The organism is Mesorhizobium sp. P171375, assembly GCF_057786075.1.
The window spans coordinates 3,508,795-3,529,247 of sequence record NZ_JBYNWF010000001.1 but is presented as its reverse complement, the minus strand read 5'-3'; the positions used below and the strand labels follow the sequence as shown (position 1 = coordinate 3,529,247).

16 protein-coding genes are annotated in these 20,453 nt (G+C 62.5%); 6 read left to right on the top strand and 10 right to left on the bottom strand.

The genetic code is table 11. From position 1 onward, the window contains the following. Nucleotides 1-121 precede the first annotated feature (121 nt). Nucleotides 122-274 carry a hypothetical protein gene (locus tag ACYHH6_RS16870; RefSeq protein ID WP_352585098.1) on the bottom strand — a complete coding sequence of 51 codons (153 nt, stop codon included), beginning with the start codon at nucleotides 272-274 and terminating at the stop codon, nucleotides 122-124. Between the two features lie 167 nt (nucleotides 275-441). Further along, nucleotides 442-1,440 (bottom strand): glycosyltransferase family 2 protein, encoded by a 999-nt coding sequence (locus tag ACYHH6_RS16865; RefSeq protein ID WP_488500448.1) that lies wholly within the window; start codon nucleotides 1,438-1,440, stop codon nucleotides 442-444. A 157-nt stretch (nucleotides 1,441-1,597) separates the two neighbouring features. Between ACYHH6_RS16865 and ACYHH6_RS16860 the strand changes: the two genes are divergently transcribed. Beyond that, nucleotides 1,598-4,873 carry a DUF6212 domain-containing protein gene (locus ACYHH6_RS16860; RefSeq protein ID WP_352585094.1) on the top strand — a complete coding sequence of 1,092 codons (3,276 nt, stop codon included), beginning with the start codon at nucleotides 1,598-1,600 and terminating at the stop codon, nucleotides 4,871-4,873. A 143-nt stretch (nucleotides 4,874-5,016) separates the two neighbouring features. Then, entirely contained in the window at nucleotides 5,017-6,174 is a 1,158-nt protein-coding gene (locus ACYHH6_RS16855) for an ATP-grasp domain-containing protein (protein ID WP_352585093.1), read from the top strand. Between the two features lie 205 nt (nucleotides 6,175-6,379). On the opposite strand, the gene ACYHH6_RS16850 is transcribed toward ACYHH6_RS16855, so the two are convergent. Genes ACYHH6_RS16850 through ACYHH6_RS16825 form a run of 6 tightly spaced genes read right to left on the bottom strand, consistent with a single transcriptional unit; the run spans nucleotide 6,380 to nucleotide 12,569 of the window. After that, nucleotides 6,380-7,384, bottom strand: a complete 1,005-nt coding sequence (locus ACYHH6_RS16850) for a Rieske 2Fe-2S domain-containing protein (protein WP_352585091.1) — start codon at nucleotides 7,382-7,384, stop codon at nucleotides 6,380-6,382. Further along, on the bottom strand, nucleotides 7,381-8,514 hold the full coding sequence (locus ACYHH6_RS16845) for a GNAT family N-acetyltransferase (protein ID WP_352585089.1): 1,134 nt from the start codon (nucleotides 8,512-8,514) through the stop codon (nucleotides 7,381-7,383). The genes ACYHH6_RS16850 and ACYHH6_RS16845 overlap by 4 nt, the downstream gene beginning before the upstream one ends. Beyond that, on the bottom strand, nucleotides 8,511-9,767 hold the full coding sequence (locus ACYHH6_RS16840) for a F390 synthetase-related protein (RefSeq protein ID WP_352585087.1): 1,257 nt from the start codon (nucleotides 9,765-9,767) through the stop codon (nucleotides 8,511-8,513). Before ACYHH6_RS16840 ends, ACYHH6_RS16845 begins: the two co-directional genes overlap by 4 nt. Continuing rightward, nucleotides 9,764-10,588 (bottom strand): MBL fold metallo-hydrolase, encoded by an 825-nt coding sequence (locus ACYHH6_RS16835; protein WP_352585085.1) that lies wholly within the window; start codon nucleotides 10,586-10,588, stop codon nucleotides 9,764-9,766. The genes ACYHH6_RS16840 and ACYHH6_RS16835 overlap by 4 nt, the downstream gene beginning before the upstream one ends. Next, nucleotides 10,585-11,577: an NAD-dependent epimerase/dehydratase family protein gene (locus ACYHH6_RS16830; RefSeq protein ID WP_352585083.1), complete on the bottom strand. Its 993-nt coding sequence runs from the start codon at nucleotides 11,575-11,577 to the stop codon at nucleotides 10,585-10,587. Before ACYHH6_RS16830 ends, ACYHH6_RS16835 begins: the two co-directional genes overlap by 4 nt. Before the next feature lie 2 nt (nucleotides 11,578-11,579). Next, a complete protein-coding gene (locus tag ACYHH6_RS16825) occupies nucleotides 11,580-12,569 on the bottom strand; it encodes a 3-oxoacyl-ACP synthase III family protein (RefSeq protein ID WP_352585081.1) in 990 nt (329 codons plus the stop codon). A gap of 155 nt (nucleotides 12,570-12,724) precedes the next feature. Between ACYHH6_RS16825 and ACYHH6_RS16820 the strand changes: the two genes are divergently transcribed. Next, nucleotides 12,725-13,321, top strand: coding sequence for a T6SS immunity protein Tdi1 domain-containing protein (locus ACYHH6_RS16820; protein ID WP_352585079.1), 597 nt, complete (start codon nucleotides 12,725-12,727; stop codon nucleotides 13,319-13,321). A 6-nt stretch (nucleotides 13,322-13,327) separates the two neighbouring features. On the opposite strand, the gene ACYHH6_RS16815 is transcribed toward ACYHH6_RS16820, so the two are convergent. Together ACYHH6_RS16815 and ACYHH6_RS16810 are read right to left on the bottom strand one after the other, a co-directional pair. Further along, nucleotides 13,328-13,777, bottom strand: coding sequence for a DNA polymerase III subunit chi (locus ACYHH6_RS16815; protein ID WP_352585077.1), 450 nt, complete (start codon nucleotides 13,775-13,777; stop codon nucleotides 13,328-13,330). Nucleotides 13,778-13,785: 8 nt separating this feature from the next. Continuing rightward, on the bottom strand, nucleotides 13,786-15,276 hold the full coding sequence (locus ACYHH6_RS16810) for a leucyl aminopeptidase (RefSeq protein ID WP_352585075.1): 1,491 nt from the start codon (nucleotides 15,274-15,276) through the stop codon (nucleotides 13,786-13,788). Between the two features lie 373 nt (nucleotides 15,277-15,649). On the opposite strand from ACYHH6_RS16810, the gene lptF reads away from it, so the two are divergent. Genes lptF through ACYHH6_RS16795 form a run of 3 tightly spaced genes read left to right on the top strand, consistent with a single transcriptional unit; the run spans nucleotide 15,650 to nucleotide 20,378 of the window. Continuing rightward, the gene (gene lptF, locus ACYHH6_RS16805) at nucleotides 15,650-16,849 is read left to right on the top strand and encodes an LPS export ABC transporter permease LptF (RefSeq protein WP_352585073.1); all 1,200 of its coding nucleotides are present in this window, start codon (nucleotides 15,650-15,652) and stop codon (nucleotides 16,847-16,849) included. A 2-nt stretch (nucleotides 16,850-16,851) separates the two neighbouring features. Beyond that, nucleotides 16,852-17,934, top strand: a complete 1,083-nt coding sequence (gene lptG / locus ACYHH6_RS16800; RefSeq protein WP_352585071.1) for an LPS export ABC transporter permease LptG — start codon at nucleotides 16,852-16,854, stop codon at nucleotides 17,932-17,934. Next, the gene (locus ACYHH6_RS16795; protein WP_352585069.1) at nucleotides 17,934-20,378 is read left to right on the top strand and encodes an LPS-assembly protein LptD; all 2,445 of its coding nucleotides are present in this window, start codon (nucleotides 17,934-17,936) and stop codon (nucleotides 20,376-20,378) included. The genes lptG and ACYHH6_RS16795 overlap by 1 nt, the downstream gene beginning before the upstream one ends. Nucleotides 20,379-20,453: the final 75 nt, after the last annotated feature.

Sequence of the window (20,453 nt, the reverse complement as noted above, 5' to 3'; positions counted from 1 at the left end):
TCAATCGCGCGCGTTAACCACGTTGGTGGAACCTTCCCAGAATGGTTGACAAAACGTTAACATATGCTAATATTTCAGTGGGTTGAAGTATGTGGGGTGTGTTATGCGTAGGATTCATTCGCTACTTTTGGGTGGACTTAGTCTGCTGGGGTTGAGCGTCGCTTTCACCGGCGCGGCGCAGGCCAGGACCGACGTTGGCGTCCAGGAAGCCGAGCTTGCCTGCGAGCAGGCCCTCAAAACCGGCACCATCGAGGCGCTTGAGGACTATCTTCACCGTTACCCGAATGCTCCGTCAGCCTGCAAGGCGCTTGCTCTCAACAGTCTGTCCCAGTTTGGGCCGGAAGGTGGGGACGGAAACCATGGTGATGGTGGCCAACGCTACGGCGGATAAGCGTCAGCCGGTTTTCCTCATTCAATAGTTCGCCATTTCAGGTGGCTGCGTCACCGCGATGTTGCGGTGTCCAGGGTAGAAACGAATTCGGCATAGCGATCCGAGGTTCTCATCCAGCCGAGGTCCACGAGTTGCGCGGCGTCGCCGCGATAGCGGACAGACCTTTGGTCACGGAGCGCGAGTTTCGGATTGCGCTCCAGCGCCTCCATGTAGGCAGCGCGCTCCTCAAGTGTTTTTTCCTTGAGTTGCGCATTTTCATTCAGAGACGACGCTGATTTCTGGCGAAATCCCCAGACGAATTTGAAGTGCAGCAATGCGACGCGCAGTTCGCTGAATCGGACCTTGCTGATCGTGTGCTGTGCGACGTGATAATGCGTGCCCCGCCCCCATTTTACGATCGGCACCTTTGTCAGGCACGGGGGAAAGGTTTGCTTGAACCGGCCGTGCCAGAAGACCCGTTCCCTCACGCCACCGAACATCTGCTCCGGTGGATACATACCGTCGCGGGCGCGCAGCCATCCTGGCTCCGGGTCAAAGTAGGGTGAAGCTTCAACAAGCGGGATCGTGCCATCATAGCTGTATTCGGCCAACGGACCGTCGGCATACATGTCGATCATGGAGCCTATCACAGCGTCCGCGCCGGTCGAATTGAGATAGCTGCAAAGCTGCCGCAGGTTCGCTCGCTCAAAATCGGGATAGACGAGAAGCTCGTCAGCGTCGATCGAAAGGCACCAATGGCCGGTGCCGAACACATTCATGAGCGTGTTGATCCATCGCGGCGGATCGATGTTTTCAGAGAAATGCGATCCTTCCGTGTGGAAGCAGTGGCTGTCCGGCTGCTCCAGGATCAGTTCACGCGTCCCGTCCGTGGAACCATTGTCCAGGAAGAAGAACCGATCGACGCCGAGGCCGCGGTAATGGTCGAGAAGTTGCGGCAGCAGAGTCGCTTCGTTGCGCAGTCCGACAAAGCACAAGATCTCACCATCGGTCACGTCAATCGGCCGATCGTCCAGTCGCGCGAGATGTTTTGGGGATCGAAGTTCAACCATCCGAACGTCATCAAACCTGTTTACGCGAAAGGCAGGTGCGGTAAGGTGAGCCCCGCGAGACGATTATCAAAGTATTATCCAACTGTTGGCAAGACTGTTTCGAGCGAAGCGGGCTGACAAGGGGGACTCATTGAGCGTTGGTTCCAAGGCAGGCGCTATGCCCAAGGGCAAGCGACAGGCAAGCCAGAAGCCTCGCAATGTGTGTGTCGTTTCGGAGGTTGAGTTCGGCTCGACGGTGACTGGCGATCACGGGTCGGTGACTTACGCGCTGGCGCAGCATCTGGCGGGAACCGGTGACACCGTGACGCTGCTTTGGGCGCCGAGCCCGCTCGGCAGCCAGCCCGATGATCAGGAAATCGCCAGACTACGCAAATGGTGCTTCGACAATTTCCTGGTACGGCTCGAATTGCTGCCGCCGTCGCCGGAGTTGCTGCGCGGCATGGATTCCAGCGACAAGAACTCATTGGCTGTCTACCACTACCTCAAGCAGAATGCATTCGACGTCGTCTATTTTGCGCTTGAAGGCGGACTGGCGCATTTCTCCAACCTTGCGAAGCGCACAGGCGTCTTTCCCGACCCTCCCGCGATCGTCGTGCTCGCGCATGAGCCGCTTATGTGGAAGCTGGAAGCCAATTCCAGGGCGGTCGAACGAAAGGAGCAGATGACCGTCGCGCACATGGAAAAGATGTCGGCCGAAATGTGCGACCATCTTGTCATCGCTGGCCAGTCGCTGCTCGACTGGATGGCCAAGGCGGCATGGAAGCTGCCCGCCAGCCGTCACATTGCTGCGCCTCTCGAGCCGGAGGAGTGGCGTTCGAACTTCGCAGTCGATCACTACAGGCCGCGAGAGCGGCCCGCCGCCGAAGTGGTTCATTTCTCAGGCACAGAGGCGCGTGATGGACTGACGCTGTTCTGCGATGCGCTCGATCGTCTGGCCGACAGCGGCGTCACCGATCTGACAGTGACGGTTGTCGGCGCGTTCGGTCATGTCCTGGGCGAGCATTCGGGCGGCATGATCGTTCGGCGTGCGCGGCAATGGCCGTTCAAATTGAAGCTCCTGCCCATTCGCGATGAGCCTGATATCTACAGATACCTGCGGCAGAGTCATGCGCTGGTAGCGATGACACACTCAGCGGCTCAGCTTCCGCTGGAAGTGATGACGTGCCTCGACGACGAGATTCCGTTCGTCGCGACAGATGTCGGCAGCATACGTGACGTGCTCCATCCGAAGTCGGCTGACGCCGTCATGATGGAGGCGTCCGCTTCCGCCGTCGCGGCCAAAATTGCGTCTGTGCTGGAAATCCCATCGTTTGGTCCGGCAAAGCCCCTGCAAAAACGGGACGCGCGCGAGAAAGCCTGGAGCAGGCTGCATGCAAAATTCTCCCGTGAACCCGATAAGGTCTCCAGTCGCAGCCGGAGCCGGCCACCGCTCGTTTCGATCATAACGGCGCACTACAACCGGGCGCGCCTGTTGCCCCAGGCGATTGCCTCGGTTCGACGCCAGGACTATCCCAACATCGAATTGATCGTCGTCGATGACGGCAGCACCGATCCAGATGCAATCCAATTGTTGGCGGAGGTCGAACCGGAGTTCGAGCAGCGAGGCTGGCGGATCATCCGGCAGAAGAACGGCTTTCTCGGCAAGGCGCGCAACACGGGAATCCGCGCCGCCAAGGGTTCACTGATCCTGTTCCTGGACGACGACAACGTGCTGTTCCCGAACGCCGTCAGTACGTTCGTCGCCGGCATGCAAAAGTCCGGCGCCGATATCTGCACGACCTTCGCCAAGTGGCTCAACGAGCCCTTTGTGCCGCCGGACACCAAGAGCGGCTACATGCTTTACTTCCCGGTCGGCGGACCCACGGACATCGCCTTGCTCAACAATCCGTATGGCGACGCCAATGCGATGTTCCGGCGTGAGGTGTTCGACAAGATAGGTTACCTGAACGAAGAGCGGGGGTTTTCCGCAAGCGATTGGGAGTTTTTCCTTCGCGCGAACCTGGCAGGTCTGGAGATCGTCCCCGTCCCGGAGCCGCTCTATTGGTACCGGTCGGCACCGACGGGCATGAATCGAAATGCCGAGTGGCTGAGGAATCGCAAGCCGATCATCGCTGTCTTTCGAAAGCACAGATTCGCGAAAACGGACATGTTCGTGCAACTCGGCATCAGCTCGAACACCGACAATCATGAGAAGGAGCTCAACCTCTGGAATTTGGAGCTGCGCGTCAACGACGAGCGGTATCTCAGATTGAGTACGGGTTCCGCCAATACCGCGGACGCAATGCAGTTGCTGGCCGAGATCGCGGCACGCGAAGGCAGGGCGGATACCGCAATTTCGCTTCTCGCCCATGCGGGGCGAACCGACTTCGCCCTTGGTGTGGCTGAAATACTCAACGCGGCGACCGAAGAGACCGTGCCGGAGTTGCATTCCTCACTTTACCGCGAGCAGCATCTTTCCGCCGAGCCCATGCGCCTGGCTCATGTCAGTTCGTATCCGGATGCCGATCCGGACCTGCTGAGCTATGTCGAACAATCGCCGGACCAGTTGTTCCTCGAAGCCAAGGGCAGCAATGTCACCATGGCTTTGCTGAAAGGCGTCTGCCCGCCGGGCGCCATAGGCGCGAGTTGTTGGGTTTACCTCGACGAGGAGCTGACGGGCTCTGCGCAGTTTCAGCTCGCGATCGTGGACGCAGAAAACCAGACCTTCAGCAATCTCGCCCAGCTGCTTGAGGATGAGAGCGGGAGCGGTTGGGCCGATGTCAGCCGACAGCACGAGGCGCGTGAGATACGGGCGACCGTCAGTTCGCCGGCAACCGGCCGACGCGATTTGCTGTTTGCAGTCAAATGCGGCGGCAGCCGCCCGGACGCACGCGTACTCGGCGGCTTTTCGAGCGTCCAGATCCGCCATGTCGTTTCGACCGACGCGCGGCGCCCGCGCCTCAACGCACCGCAACAGCACCAACGCATGCGTCGAATGACCAATGATGAGATGAAGCGTGCGACGCTTGTGACGGACTATCCGTCCGAGCTGCCGACGCTGCTCATCGCCGGTGACAATGGCGGCATATTCCTGCGGCCGAACACGCATGGCCCGGTTGTTGCCGCCCTCAATTCGGCCTTTCCGGCCTTTGCCAGAAGTGTCATCGCGACGGTGGAGATCGCTCACGATGACGCATCCCCATTCGAGTTCGCCATGGCGCTGGGCAGGCAGGAAGAAAAACTCGTGTGGAAACACGACGCTCCTGTCGGCGCCTTGTCATTCTCCGGATGGACGCGCGTCTCGAGACCTTTCGAACTGCATGACTTGAAAATTTCGATCCGCGAGATCGATCGCAAGTGGCTGACGATCTATCTGGCAATCCGGCTGCCACGTGGCTCGAAGCCGATGCCGTCCAACGCTTTCTGGCGCAAGTTGTTGTTGGTGTGGGACTGACAGGCACGCGTTGTCGATCGCAAGAACGTTACCTTGTCGAAGCACTGAGTGCGGTAGCATCGGGACGTTGTCAACACCGCCGATTTCGCGCAAGCCTGATTGAGAGAGTGGCGATGGGCGGGCGGGCTTGATGCAGGTTTTCGATGGCAGGTAGCACCGTGCTGGTCACCGGCGCCCGCGCGCCGGTGGCGCTGCATCTGGCGCGGCTGCTGCACGGCGCCGGGCGCCGGGTGATCATGGCCGACAGTCCGGCCCGGCCGATCGCTGCGGCGAGCACGGCATGCGCCGCCTACCATCGCCTGCCGCCGCCGCGCTTTGCCACTGATGCCTATGCAGAGGCCGTCGCATCTCTCGTCCGTACCGAAGGTGTGGAACTGGTCATCCCGACCTGCGAGGAGGTCTTCTATCTCGGCCGCCTGTGGCAGGACCGCGCCATGCCGGTCCGCCTGTTCGCGCCCGACATGGCGATGCTTTCCCGCGTCCACGACAAGCATGCCTTCATCCGGCTGGTGCAAAGCCTCGGCCTCGACGTACCGGATACAGCGCTGCTGCAAAGCGATGCCGATCTCGAAAGCGTGCGCGGCCATTCGCGCGAGCTGGTGTTCAAGCCGGTGTGGTCGCGCTTCGCCCGTGACGTGCTGCTGCGGCCATCGCCGGGCGAACTCGACGCCGTCCGCCCCTCGCCCGCCGCCCCGTGGGTGGCGCAGCGCTTCATCGCCGGCGACGAGATCAGTGCCTATGCGGTGGCGACTGAGGGCAAGCTCAAGGCGCTGGCGCTCTACCGGTCACTCTATCGCGCCGGCAAAGGCGCCGGTATCTGCTTCGAGCCGGTCGAGGATGCGGCTGCCCGGCGCTTTGTCGAAATCTTCGTCGCCGGCACCGGCTGGACAGGCCAGATCTCCTTCGACCTGATGCGCGAGAAGGACGGCACGGTGATGCCGCTGGAGTGCAATCCGCGCGCCGTGAGCGGCCTGCATTTCTTTCGCGATCCGCAGCGCTTTGCCGACGCTGTGCTGGACGACGGTCCGGAGGTGAAGCCTGATGTTGCCAGGCTGCAGACGGTGCGGCTGGCGATGTGGATCTACGGGTTGCCGGCGGCGCTGCGCTCCGGCGGGATCGGTCGCTTCCGCCAAACTATGCGCGAGGCCGATGAGCTGCTCGATTGGCCGGGCGATCCCGCGCCCAGAAAAGCGCAATGGCGCGCGCTGGCCGAGATTGCCGGCACCGCACTGCGCCAGCGCATCAGTCTGCAAGCCGCCTCGACACGGGATATCGAGTGGAACGGGCCAAACTCTCGTTGAGTTGGCGCTGCCCCTCATCCGCCTGCCGGCACCTTCTCCCCGTATAGTGACGGGGAGAAGGAAGCTACCGCGACCCCGGCGCTCCCTTTGCAACGTTGATGATTGGCGAAAGCGGCGGTGATGGCCTTTTTTCTCCCCGTCACTATACGGGGAGAAATGCCCGGCAGGGCAATGAGGGGCAGCGCGAACCTAAGCCGAGCCTGCACTAAAGCTCGATCTGATACACCCGCGGCTCCGCCGCCGCCGGCGGCATCTTGCCGTCCATGATCGCCGCTATGTCGCGGCGCAGGAAGTCCAGCGGGCCGATCGCCGGCTGGACTTGTGGCGGGATGCGGGCGTTGTCGCTGGCCGATTTCAGCACCCGGCGATCCTGCTGCAGCGCGAAGGCAAAGAGCGGCCGGAAGGCAAGCGCCTTGAGCTCTCCGAACAGGCCCTGGCGTGGGCCGATAAGCCAGCCGACGCCTTCGACGGTCCGTTCGTCAGCCTGGCGCAAGTGGAAGGTCGTCGCCAGCGCCAGACCGCCCTTGCCCCAATATTCCAGCTCGACGATGCCTGGATGACGGTAGCGGCCGATGGTCCTGGCGCGCTCGCCTTCCAGCAGCCGGCTGACCAGCCCCTGCTGGCGGTCCTCGCCGGTGTAACAGCTTTCGACCCAGCCCTCGCCGCCGGTCACCTCGACGCGCACGAGATGGCGCTTTGCGGTGAGACCGCGCAGCACGCCTTTGTGGGTGAAGTGGGTGTGGGTGGCGTCGAGAATGTTCTCGGCCGCGTCGAGCACCGTCGATTGCGCCGAACTGCGCACCCGCTTCACCACGACATCCTTGCCCTGCATGCAGTGGAGATAGGGCTCGACTTCGGGCGTGCCTGACGAGACGAAGACGACGCCGTCGCGTTCGATCGCGGCGTAGCGGCGGACGCGGTAGTGCGGCATGTCACCGACATGGCCGGGAATGCCGGTGCATCGCCCTTCCCCATTGTAGCGCCAGCCATGGTAGGGGCATTCGATCTCACCGCCAATGACCTTGCCGGTCGACAGTTCGACCAGGCGGTGAGCACAGCGGTCGAACAGGGCAGTGATCCCTTGCGCCGAGCGGAACAGCACCAGCGGCGCGCCGTCAAACAGGATGCGCTTCGGCTTGGCTTGGATATCGGCGGACCGCATCACCGCCTGCCAATAGTCTTTGTCATTTTGCAGCCGGGCTTCGCTCAAAGTTCAAATCTCCTGAGCAGGGGAATGCCGATCTTCGCGAGCACAAATTCCATGATCCGCACTGCCATGCGTTGGCGGCGCGGCAGATGGCCGGCATAGACGGCGCTGTATTCCACCGTCGCCACGGCGTCGCGCAAGCGTTTGAAGGCGGCGGCACCGGCGCTCATGTTGAAGAACAGGCCATGCGCCGTGGCATGATCCTGCGCCAGCGCCATCATCATGCGGTAGAGGCCCTCACTCACCGGCAGGCCGGTGTCGTAGCCGACGATAGGCTGCGTCAGTGTTCTGCCGTTTTTCGACAGCGCGGTAACGGCGACCAGTTCACCGCCGGGACGGCGCAGGCCCGCCAGCCGAAGAATGCCGCGACGGTGCATCTCGCTGATATAGCGTGCGGTGTAATGCGGGTTGAGCGGCGTGTATTTGTCGAGATAGAGCATCCGGTAGAGCGCCTCGCAGCGGGCATAGTCGGCCTCGATGAAATCGGCATCGCCGACCTCCTCGAAAGGCGTCGTGCGCAGCCGCTTGCGGTCGCGCTTCATGTCATTGGTCATGGCGGAACCCCGGTTGGCGAAGATGTAAATCTGCCGCGCCGCCAGCATGCGGAACCCTTCCGCCTTCAGCGCAGCAATGGTCGAGGGATCGGCGATCTCGTTCAGCGAGCGGATGAGAACAGCGCGGTCGGGAAAACGCACCGTGAGATCGTCGCGCATGGCCGCGATCGCCTTGCGGTCGAGCAGCGGCACCGGATTGGTCGAATAGAGCCAGTTGTTGACCTGCACCTGATGGTCGAGGCCACTCGCCCTGACCAGCGGCGCACACAGGCAGATCAGCATCCGGATCGCCTTTTGCAGCAAGGGCGAGGAGACGAAATTGCGGGTCTCGTCGATGGCATAGCCGATATAGGCGCTGGACGGGCAGCAGATATAGCAATTCGGCGCTTCGCTTCTGTCGTTCAGCGTCAGCGGAAAGCAATGGCCGACGATCTCGAAAGCCTCGACGGCCACCGTCAGATTGCGGACGAGGTCGCGCACCGGCACGTCGTTGAAAAGCTGCACGAAGGCCTCGACCTCACGCGGGTTGTTCTCAACCCGGTCGACCTGCTCAAGCGCCAGCGCGGAAGGCCGGTTCACGGCCCCGCTCCCAACCGACATTCGACGCGGCGCAGTTTGCGGCCAGTCTCCAACGGCAAATTCTTTCGCAACAGGCTGATCGTCGCCATCGCCTTGCGCCCCGCCAGCAGTGTCCGCACCGCCGCATACGCGGCAGTAGCCGCTTCGTCGGCAAGCTCAGGCGCCAGGCTGAGTTCGATCGCATCGGCAGCCGTCTGGACCAGGCGGAAATCGTCGATGCGCCGGTCGGCCTTGAGCACGGCATTGCGCAGGATGTCGGGCGTCACAAGAATCTGCCCATGCGGCGACGCCAGCCGGAAAGCATCGTCCATGCGGCCGACGATCTCCTCCACCGTGCGCAGCGGCGAGCCGCAGCGGCATGGAGTTTCGGAGAGCCGCAACAGATCGTTCATGCGGTAGCGCGCCATGATCTGGGTCTGGCGGCGAAAGGCGGTGACCAGCGGCATGACCAGCCCGTCGCCCGTCGGCTCGAACTCGAAGTACACCGAATCCTCTGCCAGATGCAGCCCGCCCTTTCGGCACGTGACGGCGAACAGCCCTTCCGTCGCCATGTAGATCTGGTCGAGTGGGCGCTCGAAGTACTTTTCGATGACAGGACGGTCGACCGGATCGAGTGTCTCGGCGGCGCTGAAGATTCGCCGCGGCGCCAGCCGAAAGCCCTCGACCGCGAAATGCCGCAGCATCTTTGGCGGCGCGATGATCACCGTCGGTGCGAAATCCTCAAGCGCTGCGCGCCAGCTCTCCGGCCCGCGCGTCAGGTCGAAGAAGCCGAGATCGACGCGCCGCGATTTGCGCGCGCTCTCGTAGAGCCTGGTGTTTTGTGGCAGGATCACCGCCACGCGCTGCCGGCGCCAGATGAGATCGGGCACGGCCTTGGCCAGGATCGTGCCCAGCCACCGATATTTTTCCGCTTCGGAAATGACGAACAGACCGCGATTACCCGACGTGCCGGTGCTGGCGCCGACCGTCAGTTCACCGATGCGGCCATCGCCGGCCTGCGCCTTCCAGGCTTCGGCGGCTGAGACGCCAATGATATTGAAGCGCTCGAAATTGGCCATCACCGTCGCCTTGTCGATCACCGGCAGGTCGCCGAGATGACGCGGTGGCTTGCCATAGAACGGAGCGCGCGGCAGGTCGCGGTCGAGAAAGCGGCGCAAGGCATGCGCCTGCCAGCGTTCGAAATTCCCGCGGCTCTTGCGCGAGAGCCATTGCGTCAGCGCAAACGCACGAACCGCTTCGGCCGGCCCGTTCATGCGCCTTCTCCGGCAAGATCGTGGGACGTCAACGCCGGATCATGGCAAAGCACGACCTCGCCGCCAGTTGCCAGAAACCGGCGCACCGTCGCGCTGGTCGTATCGAGCGCGGCAGCGTCCTCGGCCAGCAGGGTTGCCGGCAGACCGGGCGTCCGGTTTTCGACAAGGGCTTCGATCAGCCATTGCACATCGACGGCGTAGAGCAGCGGCCGCTCCAGATTGGGGAACAAAAGGCCAAACTGGCCATCGGCATGACCGGGAAGATCGATGGCGACGACGCTGCCGTCGCCGAACAGGTCGGCACCGCCGGGCACGCCGCCGTGCGGCTCGATTTGCCGCTTCGACGACAGCCCGTCGAGCCGTGCCTCGAAATCCGGCGGAAACAGTTCCTTGAAAACGCCGTGGCGCAGATTCTGCCGAGCTGTCCTGGCTTTGGCGCGCGCCCAGGCGGCGTCATTGGCAATGAAGCGGGCATGGGGAAACAGCGACAGGCCCGACATATGGTCGGCATGGAAATGCGTAACAATGACGGTTCGCACATCCTGCAAAGACAGGCTGAAGCGCGCCAGCAGCGGCAGCGGCTGCTCGGCTTCGTTGAGCTCGGGCCGAAGGATCGCACTGTAGAGACGCAGCGCGGTGCTGCGCTCGCTCCCTTGAGTCACGTGCGGCGTGTAACCGGTGTCGATCAGCACCGGACCCGACTGCGGATGCAGGATCAGCCCGTAGCGGACACGCAGCCTGACCTTCGCCCAGCTGCCGCCGCGCAAAATCAGGCGCTCGGCCGCGCTGACAGAGGCGCTGTTGGCGAAGACGATCTTCACGCCGACCCCCGATTTTCCGCCGCCTTGCCGAAGGTGTGATCGAGCCCTTCCTCGAAGGACACTTTCGGCGCCCAGCCGAGGATGCGGCGGGCCTTGGCAATGTCGAGGCTCTGGGCGTAGGCGAACAGACCAAGACCGTAGCGCGTCACCGGCGGCTCGGGCCGGCCGGGCAGAAGTTCAGCCACCGCCTCCGCCAACCCGGCCGCCAGCATTGCGGGCCAAAGCGGCATCTTGCGCCAGCGCGGCTGCACGCCAGCGCGGGCGCAGGCCGCCTCGGCAATACGCCGCACCGGCACCACCTCGCCGCTGGAAACGTTGAAGATCTGCCCCTCGGCAGTGCTGCCAACCGACAGGGCAGCAAGCACAGCATCGACGACGTCATCGATGTAAGTGAGATCGATGCGCGCCTGGCCGTCACGAAACAGCGGTAGCGGGCGCTGCCGCGCCACCTGCAGCAAGCGCGGCAGCAGCGTGCGGTCGCCGGCGCCATAGATGCCGCGCGGCCGCAGCACCACCGGGCCGGTTTCGGGCGCCGCCAGAACGATTTCCTCAGCCTGTCGCTTGGTGCGAGCATAGTGATTGACCGGCGGCGGCAGGTCAGTGTCCTCGCGGACACCGAGCTGGTCGCGATAGGCGAAACAGACCGTCGGGCTGGAGATATGGACGAAGCGGCGTACGCCTTGCCGGCGGGCAAAATCGACGAGGTTGTGGGTTGCCATGACATTGGCCGTCTCGAAATCCGCCAGCCTGCCGAAGGGCGCCGAAAGGGCAGCGCAATGGACGATCGCATCGAGGCCCTCGAGCGCGCGGGCGGTAGCGAATGGTTGAGACAGATCGAGGCGAAGCACGGGATGGCCGGCGGCTTCGAGCGCAGCGCAGCGTCGCGTGTCGCGGCCGATGCCGAGCGCCGGCGTGCCTAATGCCGCGAGCCGCGCCATGACATGGGCGCCGAGAAAACCGCTGGCGCCGGTGACAAGCACGCGCCCCATGGTCAGGCTTCCAGCGCCATGCCGCCGAACGACACGCCGGCCGAGGTACCGAGGAACAGCACTTTGGCGCCTGGCGCAATGCGCCGCTCACGGCGCGCGACATCGAGCGCGAAGGGAATGGAAGCGGCGATCTGGTTGCCGTAGAGCGCCGCGATATCGATCAGCTTCTCCGGCGCAAAGCCAGTCTGGCGTGCCATGTGGGCGAGCGCGAAGGGGCTTGCCTGGTGAGGCACGACGACATCGACATCGTCGCTCTGCCAGCCGGCACGATCGAGCAATTCGGCAACGAAGCCGTTAAAATGGCGCGACGTGACGCGGAACAGTTCCTTGCCGTCCATGTGGAAGAGGCTGTGGTGGGCGAATTCCTCCGGCTGACGGTGAAAGTCGAAACGCGTGCCGCCGGAGCCGATGCTGCAGGCTTCATAGGCTGAGGGATAGGTACGCATCAGATTGGCCGCCACCCTGCCCTCGCCGGGCGCTGCCTGCTGCACCACCGCGGCCGCCGCGCCATCACCAAACAAGGCCGCGATTTCCGGCTGATCCTGCCACGGCAGAGCGCGCGAGGCGATCTCGGAAGAAAACACCAGCGCGGTGCGGCATTGCCCGGCCTCGATCAGCCGCGACGCCGTCTCGAATGCGGTGAGGAAGCCGAGGCAGGTGCTGTTGACGTCGAAGGCGGCGGCCGATCCATCCGCCAGACCGAGACGCTGCATGACCAGCGGCGCGGTCGACGGCAGTGGCTGGTAAGGCACGCCGCAACCGCCGATCACCAGATCAACGCTACTGGCATCGATGCCAGCATCGGTGAGTGCGAGGCGCGCCGCCGCACAGGCGAGATCGACCTGCGATTCGGCCTCGCAGACATAGCGCTCAATGACGCCGGTGGCAGCTTCGAGATGGCCATCGCCAAGCCCCAGCCGCGCGTCGAGACGGCGCGACGTCACGCATTGAGCCGGCACGGCTCGCCCGGTTCCGATGATCTTGACCCGCATTCTCAGCCCGCCAAATGAGCCTGCATCCACTCAATCCATAAAACGGATCTAGTGTGATGGCCATCATCAACACGAATGCGTGGGAACTGTGGGGACTTCAGTTGGATTGCGCCTAGAATCTCTCGCAAGTATAAAGGCCGGTATTGGAGGCGGTTATGGCTAATTCTTTTTCTCGCTTTATTTCTTCAATGTTTGGCTCATCCAATGCCAAACAGGAAAGAAAAGCCGGGGCCGACAGAGCCGGTATAGAGGGCTTGATCAGAGCCGAATGGCCCCGAGACTTTCAGTTCCTTTTTGTCGAACCGCAGGCTGAGGATGTCGCGGAAGCGTTGGACGGCTGGAAGTGGATCGGGCTGGACGGCCTTGAACCAGCTGCCGTTTCAGCTTTCGGCGACATATTTTTCCGCGCTGGCGACGGGTCGATTCATCACCTTGATATGCTGGATGGAAAGTTAGCCAGGATCGCTGGAGACTGGTCGGAATTTCAGGCCGACTTGCAGAATGAAGCGCGCCGCGACGAGTTGCTGCTGGCGGGTCTTGTCCTTGCCGCCCGAAAGAACGGACTGATCCCGGCAGCCGGCCAATGCTATGATTTCAAGAAGCCGCCGGTGCTTGGCGGCGAAATGAGTCTGGGAGAGGTGGAAACGACATTTTTCGTTGTGAAGGTGCATATCGCCGGCCAAATCCATCGGCAGGTGAAAGATCTCCCGCAGGGCGCGAAGATAAACAAGGTTACTATCAGCGACGGCTGACGCGCCTTAAGCCTTGCGCTCCCAGCGCCGGTCGGGCGTCTGCTGCCAGTAGGTCACGGCGTGGCCGGCCTCTTTCAACGTCTTCCAATGCGTGCGGGCGCCTTCGACCTGGGCCGCGTCATGGCCGTCGAACAGGAACACGGCGCGTTCGTAGCCGGCGAGATCGGCGGGTGCCGCGCCATCGACGAGGAAACGGATCTGCGCCTGGTTCGGATTGGCTTCGCTCGTGGTCAGGAGGATAGGCTGCTCGGCCGGATAGGCTTCGCGGTCGGTCGCATGGGCCAGGAAGGAATCGTCCCTGAATGTCCACAGATGCTGGTCGAGCGCGTCGCGCCGCTCCTCTGTGCCGGTCTGCACCACGGCGCGCCAGCCGCGATCGACGCTGCGCTCGAGCAGGCCGGGCAGCGCATCGTCCAGCGTCGATTCGGTCAGGTGGTAGAAAAGGACGTCGGCCATATCCGGCCCTATCCCTCGTAATTGTCGCGCACCAGGCGGTCGAGCAGCCTGACGCCGAAACCCGAGCCCCAGGACTGGTTGATTTCGTTCGGCGGCGAGCCCATCGCGGTGCCGGCGATGTCGAGATGCGCCCACGGCGTTTCCTTGACGAAGCGCTGCAGGAACTGCGCCGCTATGATGGCGCCGCCATAGCGGCCGCCAATGTTCTTCATGTCGGCGCTCTTGGAATCGATCAGCTTGTCGTATTCGGGCCCAAGCGGCATGCGCCACAGCCGCTCCTGCGTCGCCTGGCCGGCCGTCGTCAACCTGTCCGACAGTTCGTCATTGTTGGAGAACAGGCCGGCATAGTGCTGGCCAAGCGCGACCATGATGGCGCCGGTCAGCGTCGCCAGATTGACCATGAATTTCGGCTGGAAACGGTCGTTGCAGTACCACAGCGCATCGGCCAGCACGAGGCGGCCTTCGGCATCGGTGTTGAGCACCTCGATGGTCTGGCCCGACATCGAGGTGACGATGTCGCCCGGGCGCTGGGCGTGGCCGTCGACGGCATTCTCCACCAGCCCGATGATGCCGACGACATTGGCCTTTGCCTTGCGCGCCGCCAACGCCTGCATGAGCCCTGTGACTGCGGCAGCACCGCCCATATCGCCTTTCATGTCTTCCATGCCGGAAGCCGGCTTCATGGAATTGCCGCCGGTGTCGAAGGTGACGCCCTTGCCGACGAAGGCGACCGGTGCATCCTTGGCCTTGCCGCCCTTCCATTGCATGACAGCCATGCGGGCGCCGCGCGGCGAGCCTTGCGCGACACCGAGCAGCGAGCCCATACCGAGCTTCTTCATTTCCTTCTCGGTGAGGATCTCGACCTCGACGCCGAGGGCTTCCAGTTCCTTGGCGCGGGCGGCGAATTCGACCGGGCCGAGTGCATTGGCGGGTTCGTTGACCAGATCGCGCGCGAGAAGCACGCCATCGATCACCGCCACTTCGTCGGCGAAGGCCTTTTTCGCGGCGGCCGGATCGGCGGTGTGGATGGTGACCTTGACCGGTTTCTTCGGCTCGGCGTCGTCCTTGTCCTTCCTGGTCTTGTATTTGTCGAAGGCGTAGCTGCGCAGGACGATGCCGGCAGCCAGGTTCGCCGCTTGCTTGCCGCCAATTTTTGCGCCCGGCACATCGAGAATGACGGTCACTTCGGTCGCCTTGCGCAGGGACGCCGCAATGGTGCCGCCAAGCTTCAGCCAGGCAAAGTCATCGAGACCGGCAACCTTGCCGGCGCCGATCGCCACCAGCCGGTCGAGCGATGTCCCCTGTGGCGCCAGCACTTCGACGACACCGGCAAATTTTCCGGAAAAGTCCGCCACCGGAAACGCCCGCGCCAGCGTTCCATCCGGATCGCAGGCCTTTGCCGGCTCGCCAAGACCGCCATCGTCGGCCGCCAGCACGAAGACGCTGCCCTTTTTAGGCGCGGCAAATTTGGCGAAGGCGATCAATGGTCTCAAAGTCATCAGGTCCTGCTTTCGGAAACGGCTCAGATTTTCAGGGAGAATGCGTTTTCAGGGAAGATGCGCGACATTTGGTCGTTTTCCTTCATTTGGCAAGACTTTGCCGGAATCGGGGCCCATACGCGCTGTGGAATCGATGACGATTCGTCGCGGCACGGCCCCGCTTTCCTGCCGCAACCTGTTGTTAACCATCGATGTTCTCTCTTTCTTATCCATTGCCGCCGACACTCCGGCCCGCGGGACGGGCGATGTGGGACGGGAATCGGATCGATCCGCTGAGATGGAAAGGCCTAACAGACCCTGTTGTACAGGCGCAGCCGGACGACTACCTTGTCTGCGGGCATGATGCCGTTCGGCAAATCGAGAAAAGCCTTACATGAAGGTCGTTGAACGCTACATCATGCGTCGCGCGCTGGCGGTGTTTCTCGCTGCGCTGATCTGGACGCTGGCCATTGTCTGGACGACGCAGGTGCTCGCCCGGATCGATCTCGTTACCGACAGCGGCCAGTCGGCGCTGACCTTTTTCGAGGTCGCGGCCCTCATCATCCCCACAATCATCCCGATCGTGGTGCCGTTCGCCCTGGTGGTGGCGGTCGCCCAGACGCTCAGCGTCATGAATTCCGATTCGGAGCTGGCCGTCATCAACGCCGCCGGCGCCTCGCGCTGGACGATCGTTCGGCCGGTCCTGCTGATCGCTCTGGCGGCCAGTGTCCTTTCCTTCGCCGTCGACAATGGCGTCGAGCCTTACGCCAGGCAGAAGAACCGCCAGTTGATCGCATCCTCGCGCGCCGATCTTTTGTCGCTGATCATCCAGGAAGGCACATTCCGCAAGATCGACGACGGGCTGTTCCTGCAGATCGGCGAGCGGCTGCCGGACAACCGGCTTGGCGGCATCTTCGTCGCCGATTCGCGCGAGGAAGGCGCCAATCTGATCTATTATGCCAAGAGCGGCAGCGTCGTCGAAAAGGGTGACGAGAAGGTGCTGATGATGAATGACGGCGTCATTCATCGCAAGACGCTGACCGGTGACCTGTCGGTCATCCGCTTCACCTCCTACGCCTTCGATCTGTCCGCCTTCATGTCGGCGGCGAACGATATCCTGCTCCTGCCCAAGGACCGAACGACGCAGTATCTGCTCAACCCGGACGCCAACGACAAGATCTTCCAGCGCAGGCCCGGCGCCTACAAGGCCGAGCTTGACCAGCGCTTTTCCGAATGGTCGTACTCGCTGGTTTTCGCGCTGATCGCGTTGGCCGTGGCAGGCGACGCGCGCTCACACCGCGAGGCGCGCATCCATCCGCTGATCACAGCCATTGCCATTGCGCTGTTCGTGCGCTGGCTGGGCTTTTTTGCCGCCGGGAAAGCTGACAAGATCCCGCAATATACCTACATGGTCTATGGCGTGCCGATCGTCGCCTCGGCGATCGCCATCTGGTTCATCGTCACCTCACGAAGCATGGAACTGCCCGGCAGCTGGGCCGACTGGCTGACGAATTTCGCCGGCCGCGTCACCGATGGCTGGACGGCGCTGAAGCTGCGCCTCACCCGGCGCTACACATCCGGCCAGGGAGCCTGACGATGGGCTGGACCTTGGGCCGCTACTTCTTCTTTCGCTACGTGTCGATCACGATCTGGTTCTTCATCGGCCTTCTGGCGCTGGTGTTCCTGATCGACTTCACCGAACTGTCCGGCCGCATCACCGGCCTGCCGGGCTTTACCTACGGCACGGCGGTCGCCATCTCGGCGCTGAGGATGCCGATGATCATGCTGCAGACGGTGCCGTTTGTCGGCCTGTTTTCGGCGATGGCGACGCTGGTGTCGCTCAACCGCAAGTATGAGCTGGTCATTGCGCGTTCGGCCGGCGTGTCGGCCTGGCAGTTCCTGTTGCCCTGCTGCATCGGTGCGTTGTTATTCGGCGGGCTGTCGGTCGGCGTGCTCAATCCGATCGCCGCGCACGGCTTTTCCTGGTCGGAGCAGATGGAAAACCAGCTGCGGTCCGGCAATTCGAACGCCGTGGCGGCCGATGCCACGCCGTGGATCCGCCAGAAAACCGCCACCGGTGACACCATCATCGGCGCCCGCGCCATCCTCAACCAGGGCCTGGAAATGGCCGACGCGGTGTTCTTCGTTCTCGATCCGCACGGCAATATCGTCGAGCGCAAGGACGCAGCGCGGGCTTTCCTGCGCGACGGCTACTGGGAATTGCAGGACGTCAAGGTGTTCAAGGACGGCAACATCCGCTCGGAAACGACGGACCAGTTGCCGACCAACCTCAAGCCGGAGTTTGTGCAGGAAAGGCTGGCGCGCCCCGAAACCATTCCGTTTTACGAGCTTCCCGGCAAGATTGAGGTTGCCCGCTCCTTCGGCCTCAAGGCAAATGCCTTCGCCATGCAGTTCGATTCGCTGGTGGCGTTACCGTTCCTGCTTGTGGCCATGACGCTGATTGCGGCAACAGTTTCAATGCGATTTGCGAGGATGGGGCAGTCGGCAACGATGATTCTGGGTGGCGTCCTCGCCGGGTTTCTGCTTTATGTCGTTTCGGTATTGGTCAAGGCATTCGGCGTGGCGGGATTCGTGCCCACAGCCGTGGCTGCATGGGTTCCGGTTGTCGTGGCTATGTTCTTTGGGGTGACATTCCTGCTATACAAGGAAGACGGCTAGTGAGGGAGGCGGCTTTGCGCAGCCATAGGCAGGCTGGTTTGGCGCGCCTTTATTCGGCGAGCGCCTTGGCATGTCTGCTCGCTTGCGGCGTGCCGATGGCTCCTGCGCTGGCGCAGGATGTCACCGACGTGGCAACGAAGGTTCCCTCCGGCAGCCAGATGCTGTTGGCGGCCGACACGCTCGTCTATAACAACGACAACCAGACGGTCACCGCCATCGGCGGCGTCCAGATCGACTATGGCGGCAACAAGCTCGTTGCCCAGCGTGTCGTGTATGATCGCAACACCAAGCGGCTCGTCGCCAGCGGCAATGTCGAGATCGTCAACAGCGATGGCACCAAGATCAACTCGCAGCACATCGATATTACCGACGATTTCGCCGACGGTTTCGTCAACGCGCTGCGCGTCGAAACCCCCGAAAAGGCCTATTTCGCCGCCGAAAGCGCTGAACGCATGGGCGGCGTGCTGACGACGTTCCACAACGGCGTCTATACCGCCTGCGAGCCTTGCGAGGACAAGCCGGACAAGGCGCCGACCTGGCGGGTCAAAGCCAGGAAGATCATCTGGAACGGCGAAAAGAAGACGGTTCGCTTCGAGAACGCGAATTTCGAATTCTTCGGCTTCCCGCTGGCCTATCTGCCGGCATTCGAGATCGCCGACCCGACGGTCAAGCGCAAAAGCGGCTTCCTGATCCCCAGCATCGCCTTCAACAACGAACTCGGCGTCGGCGTCAAAGTCCCCTACTATTTCGCACTGTCGCCGACCTACGATCTCACCGTCACCGGCAGCGGCTATACCAAGCAGGGTTTCCTCGGCGAGGCCGAGTGGCGCCAGCGCTTCAACAATGGCCAGTACACGCTGAAGATCGCCGGCATCCGTCAGCAAGACCCCAACGCCTTCATCGATGGCTCCGCTTTCCCCACTAGCGCTGGCCACAATGTCAATTCGGGCGATGTCGGCGATCCCAACAAGTTTCGCGGCATGATGGGCACCAAAGGCCAGTTCGCCATCAATCCGCGCTGGGACTTCGGTTGGGACATCCTGCTGCAGAGCGACAAGAATTTCTCGCGTACCTATACGATCGACGGCTACAACGACGCCGTGCATCAATCGTCGGTCTACCTGACCGGCCTCAACGGCCGCAATTATTTCGATGTGCGCGCCATGCGCTTCCAGGTTCAGGAAAACGCGCTGGACAGCAACATCTCGTCGCGCAGCGACAAGCAGCCCTGGGTGCTGCCGTCGCTTGACTATGCCTATATCCCCGACATGTCGGTAGCCGGCGGCCAACTGTCGTTCAACGTCAATGCGCGAGTCATCCGCCGTGACGATCTCGATCAGGCCTATTTTACCCCCTACGTGCCGGCCTCGGGCGTCCAGCGCGTGCGCGGCATAGAGGGCGAGTCGGGCCGCTTCACCGCCGAGGCAGAGTGGAAGCGCACCTTCACCACGGACGGCGGATTGCAACTGACGCCTCTCTTGGCTCTGCAGGGTGACGTCGACTATCTCAATGCATCCTCAGGTTCGCTCGCTGCCATTAATGCGATGGCCGCCGATCCTCGAATAGACACCACCGCCGACATGCGGTCTTCCTTTGCCCGTTACATGGCGACCGCCGGACTTGAAATGCGCTGGCCGGTGCTGTTCTCGATGACCGGCTCCAGCCATGTCGTCGAGCCGATGGCGCAGGTCTTCATGCGCCCAAACGAACAGTATGTCGGCGGCCTGGCCGTTCCCAACGAGGATGCACAGAGCTTCGTCTTCGACGCCACGACGCTGTTCGAGCGCGACAAGTTCTCCGGCTACGACCGCGTCGAAGGCGGCAGCCGCGCCAATGTCGGGTTTCGCTATTCGGGCGCCTATGACAATGGCTGGGGCACCAACGCCATCTTTGGCCAGTCCTACCAGCTGGGCGGACGCAATTCGTTCGATTCACCGGATCTGGTCAATGCGGGTGCCGATTCCGGCCTGGAGACTTCGACCTCCGATTATGTCGGCCTTATCGGGTTCAGCAGCCCGAGCGGCTTCTCAGGCTCGTTCAGCGGCCGCTTCGACGAGCAGAGCTTCGAAGTTCGCCGCGCCGAGGTGAAGGCCGCCTATTCCGGCCTGCCGGTTTCGCTGAGCGCCAAATACGCCTTCATCCAGGCGCAGCCGCTCTACGGTTTCACCACCGATCGCCACGAAGTCACGCTCGGCGCCTCGACGCACCTGGCTGAAAACTGGCGCGTCTTCGGCACAGGCACCTACGACCTGCAGCAAAGCGTGCTGGTCAAGGACGGCGTCGGCTTTGCCTACAACGATTCCTGCTTCACCTATCTGATGACGTTCTCGGAATCGCGCGACATCAACACCAGGGAAGTGTCGCAGAATGTCGGCTTCAACCTGTCGTTCCGCACGCTCGGCGATTTCGGCTCGTCACAAAACTCGATCGACACCATCCAGTAGAGCCGGCTGACGACATCGTTTTGCCGTATAAAGCGGGCACGGGTTTCGGTCATCCAAAACCGGGCTTAGAATTGG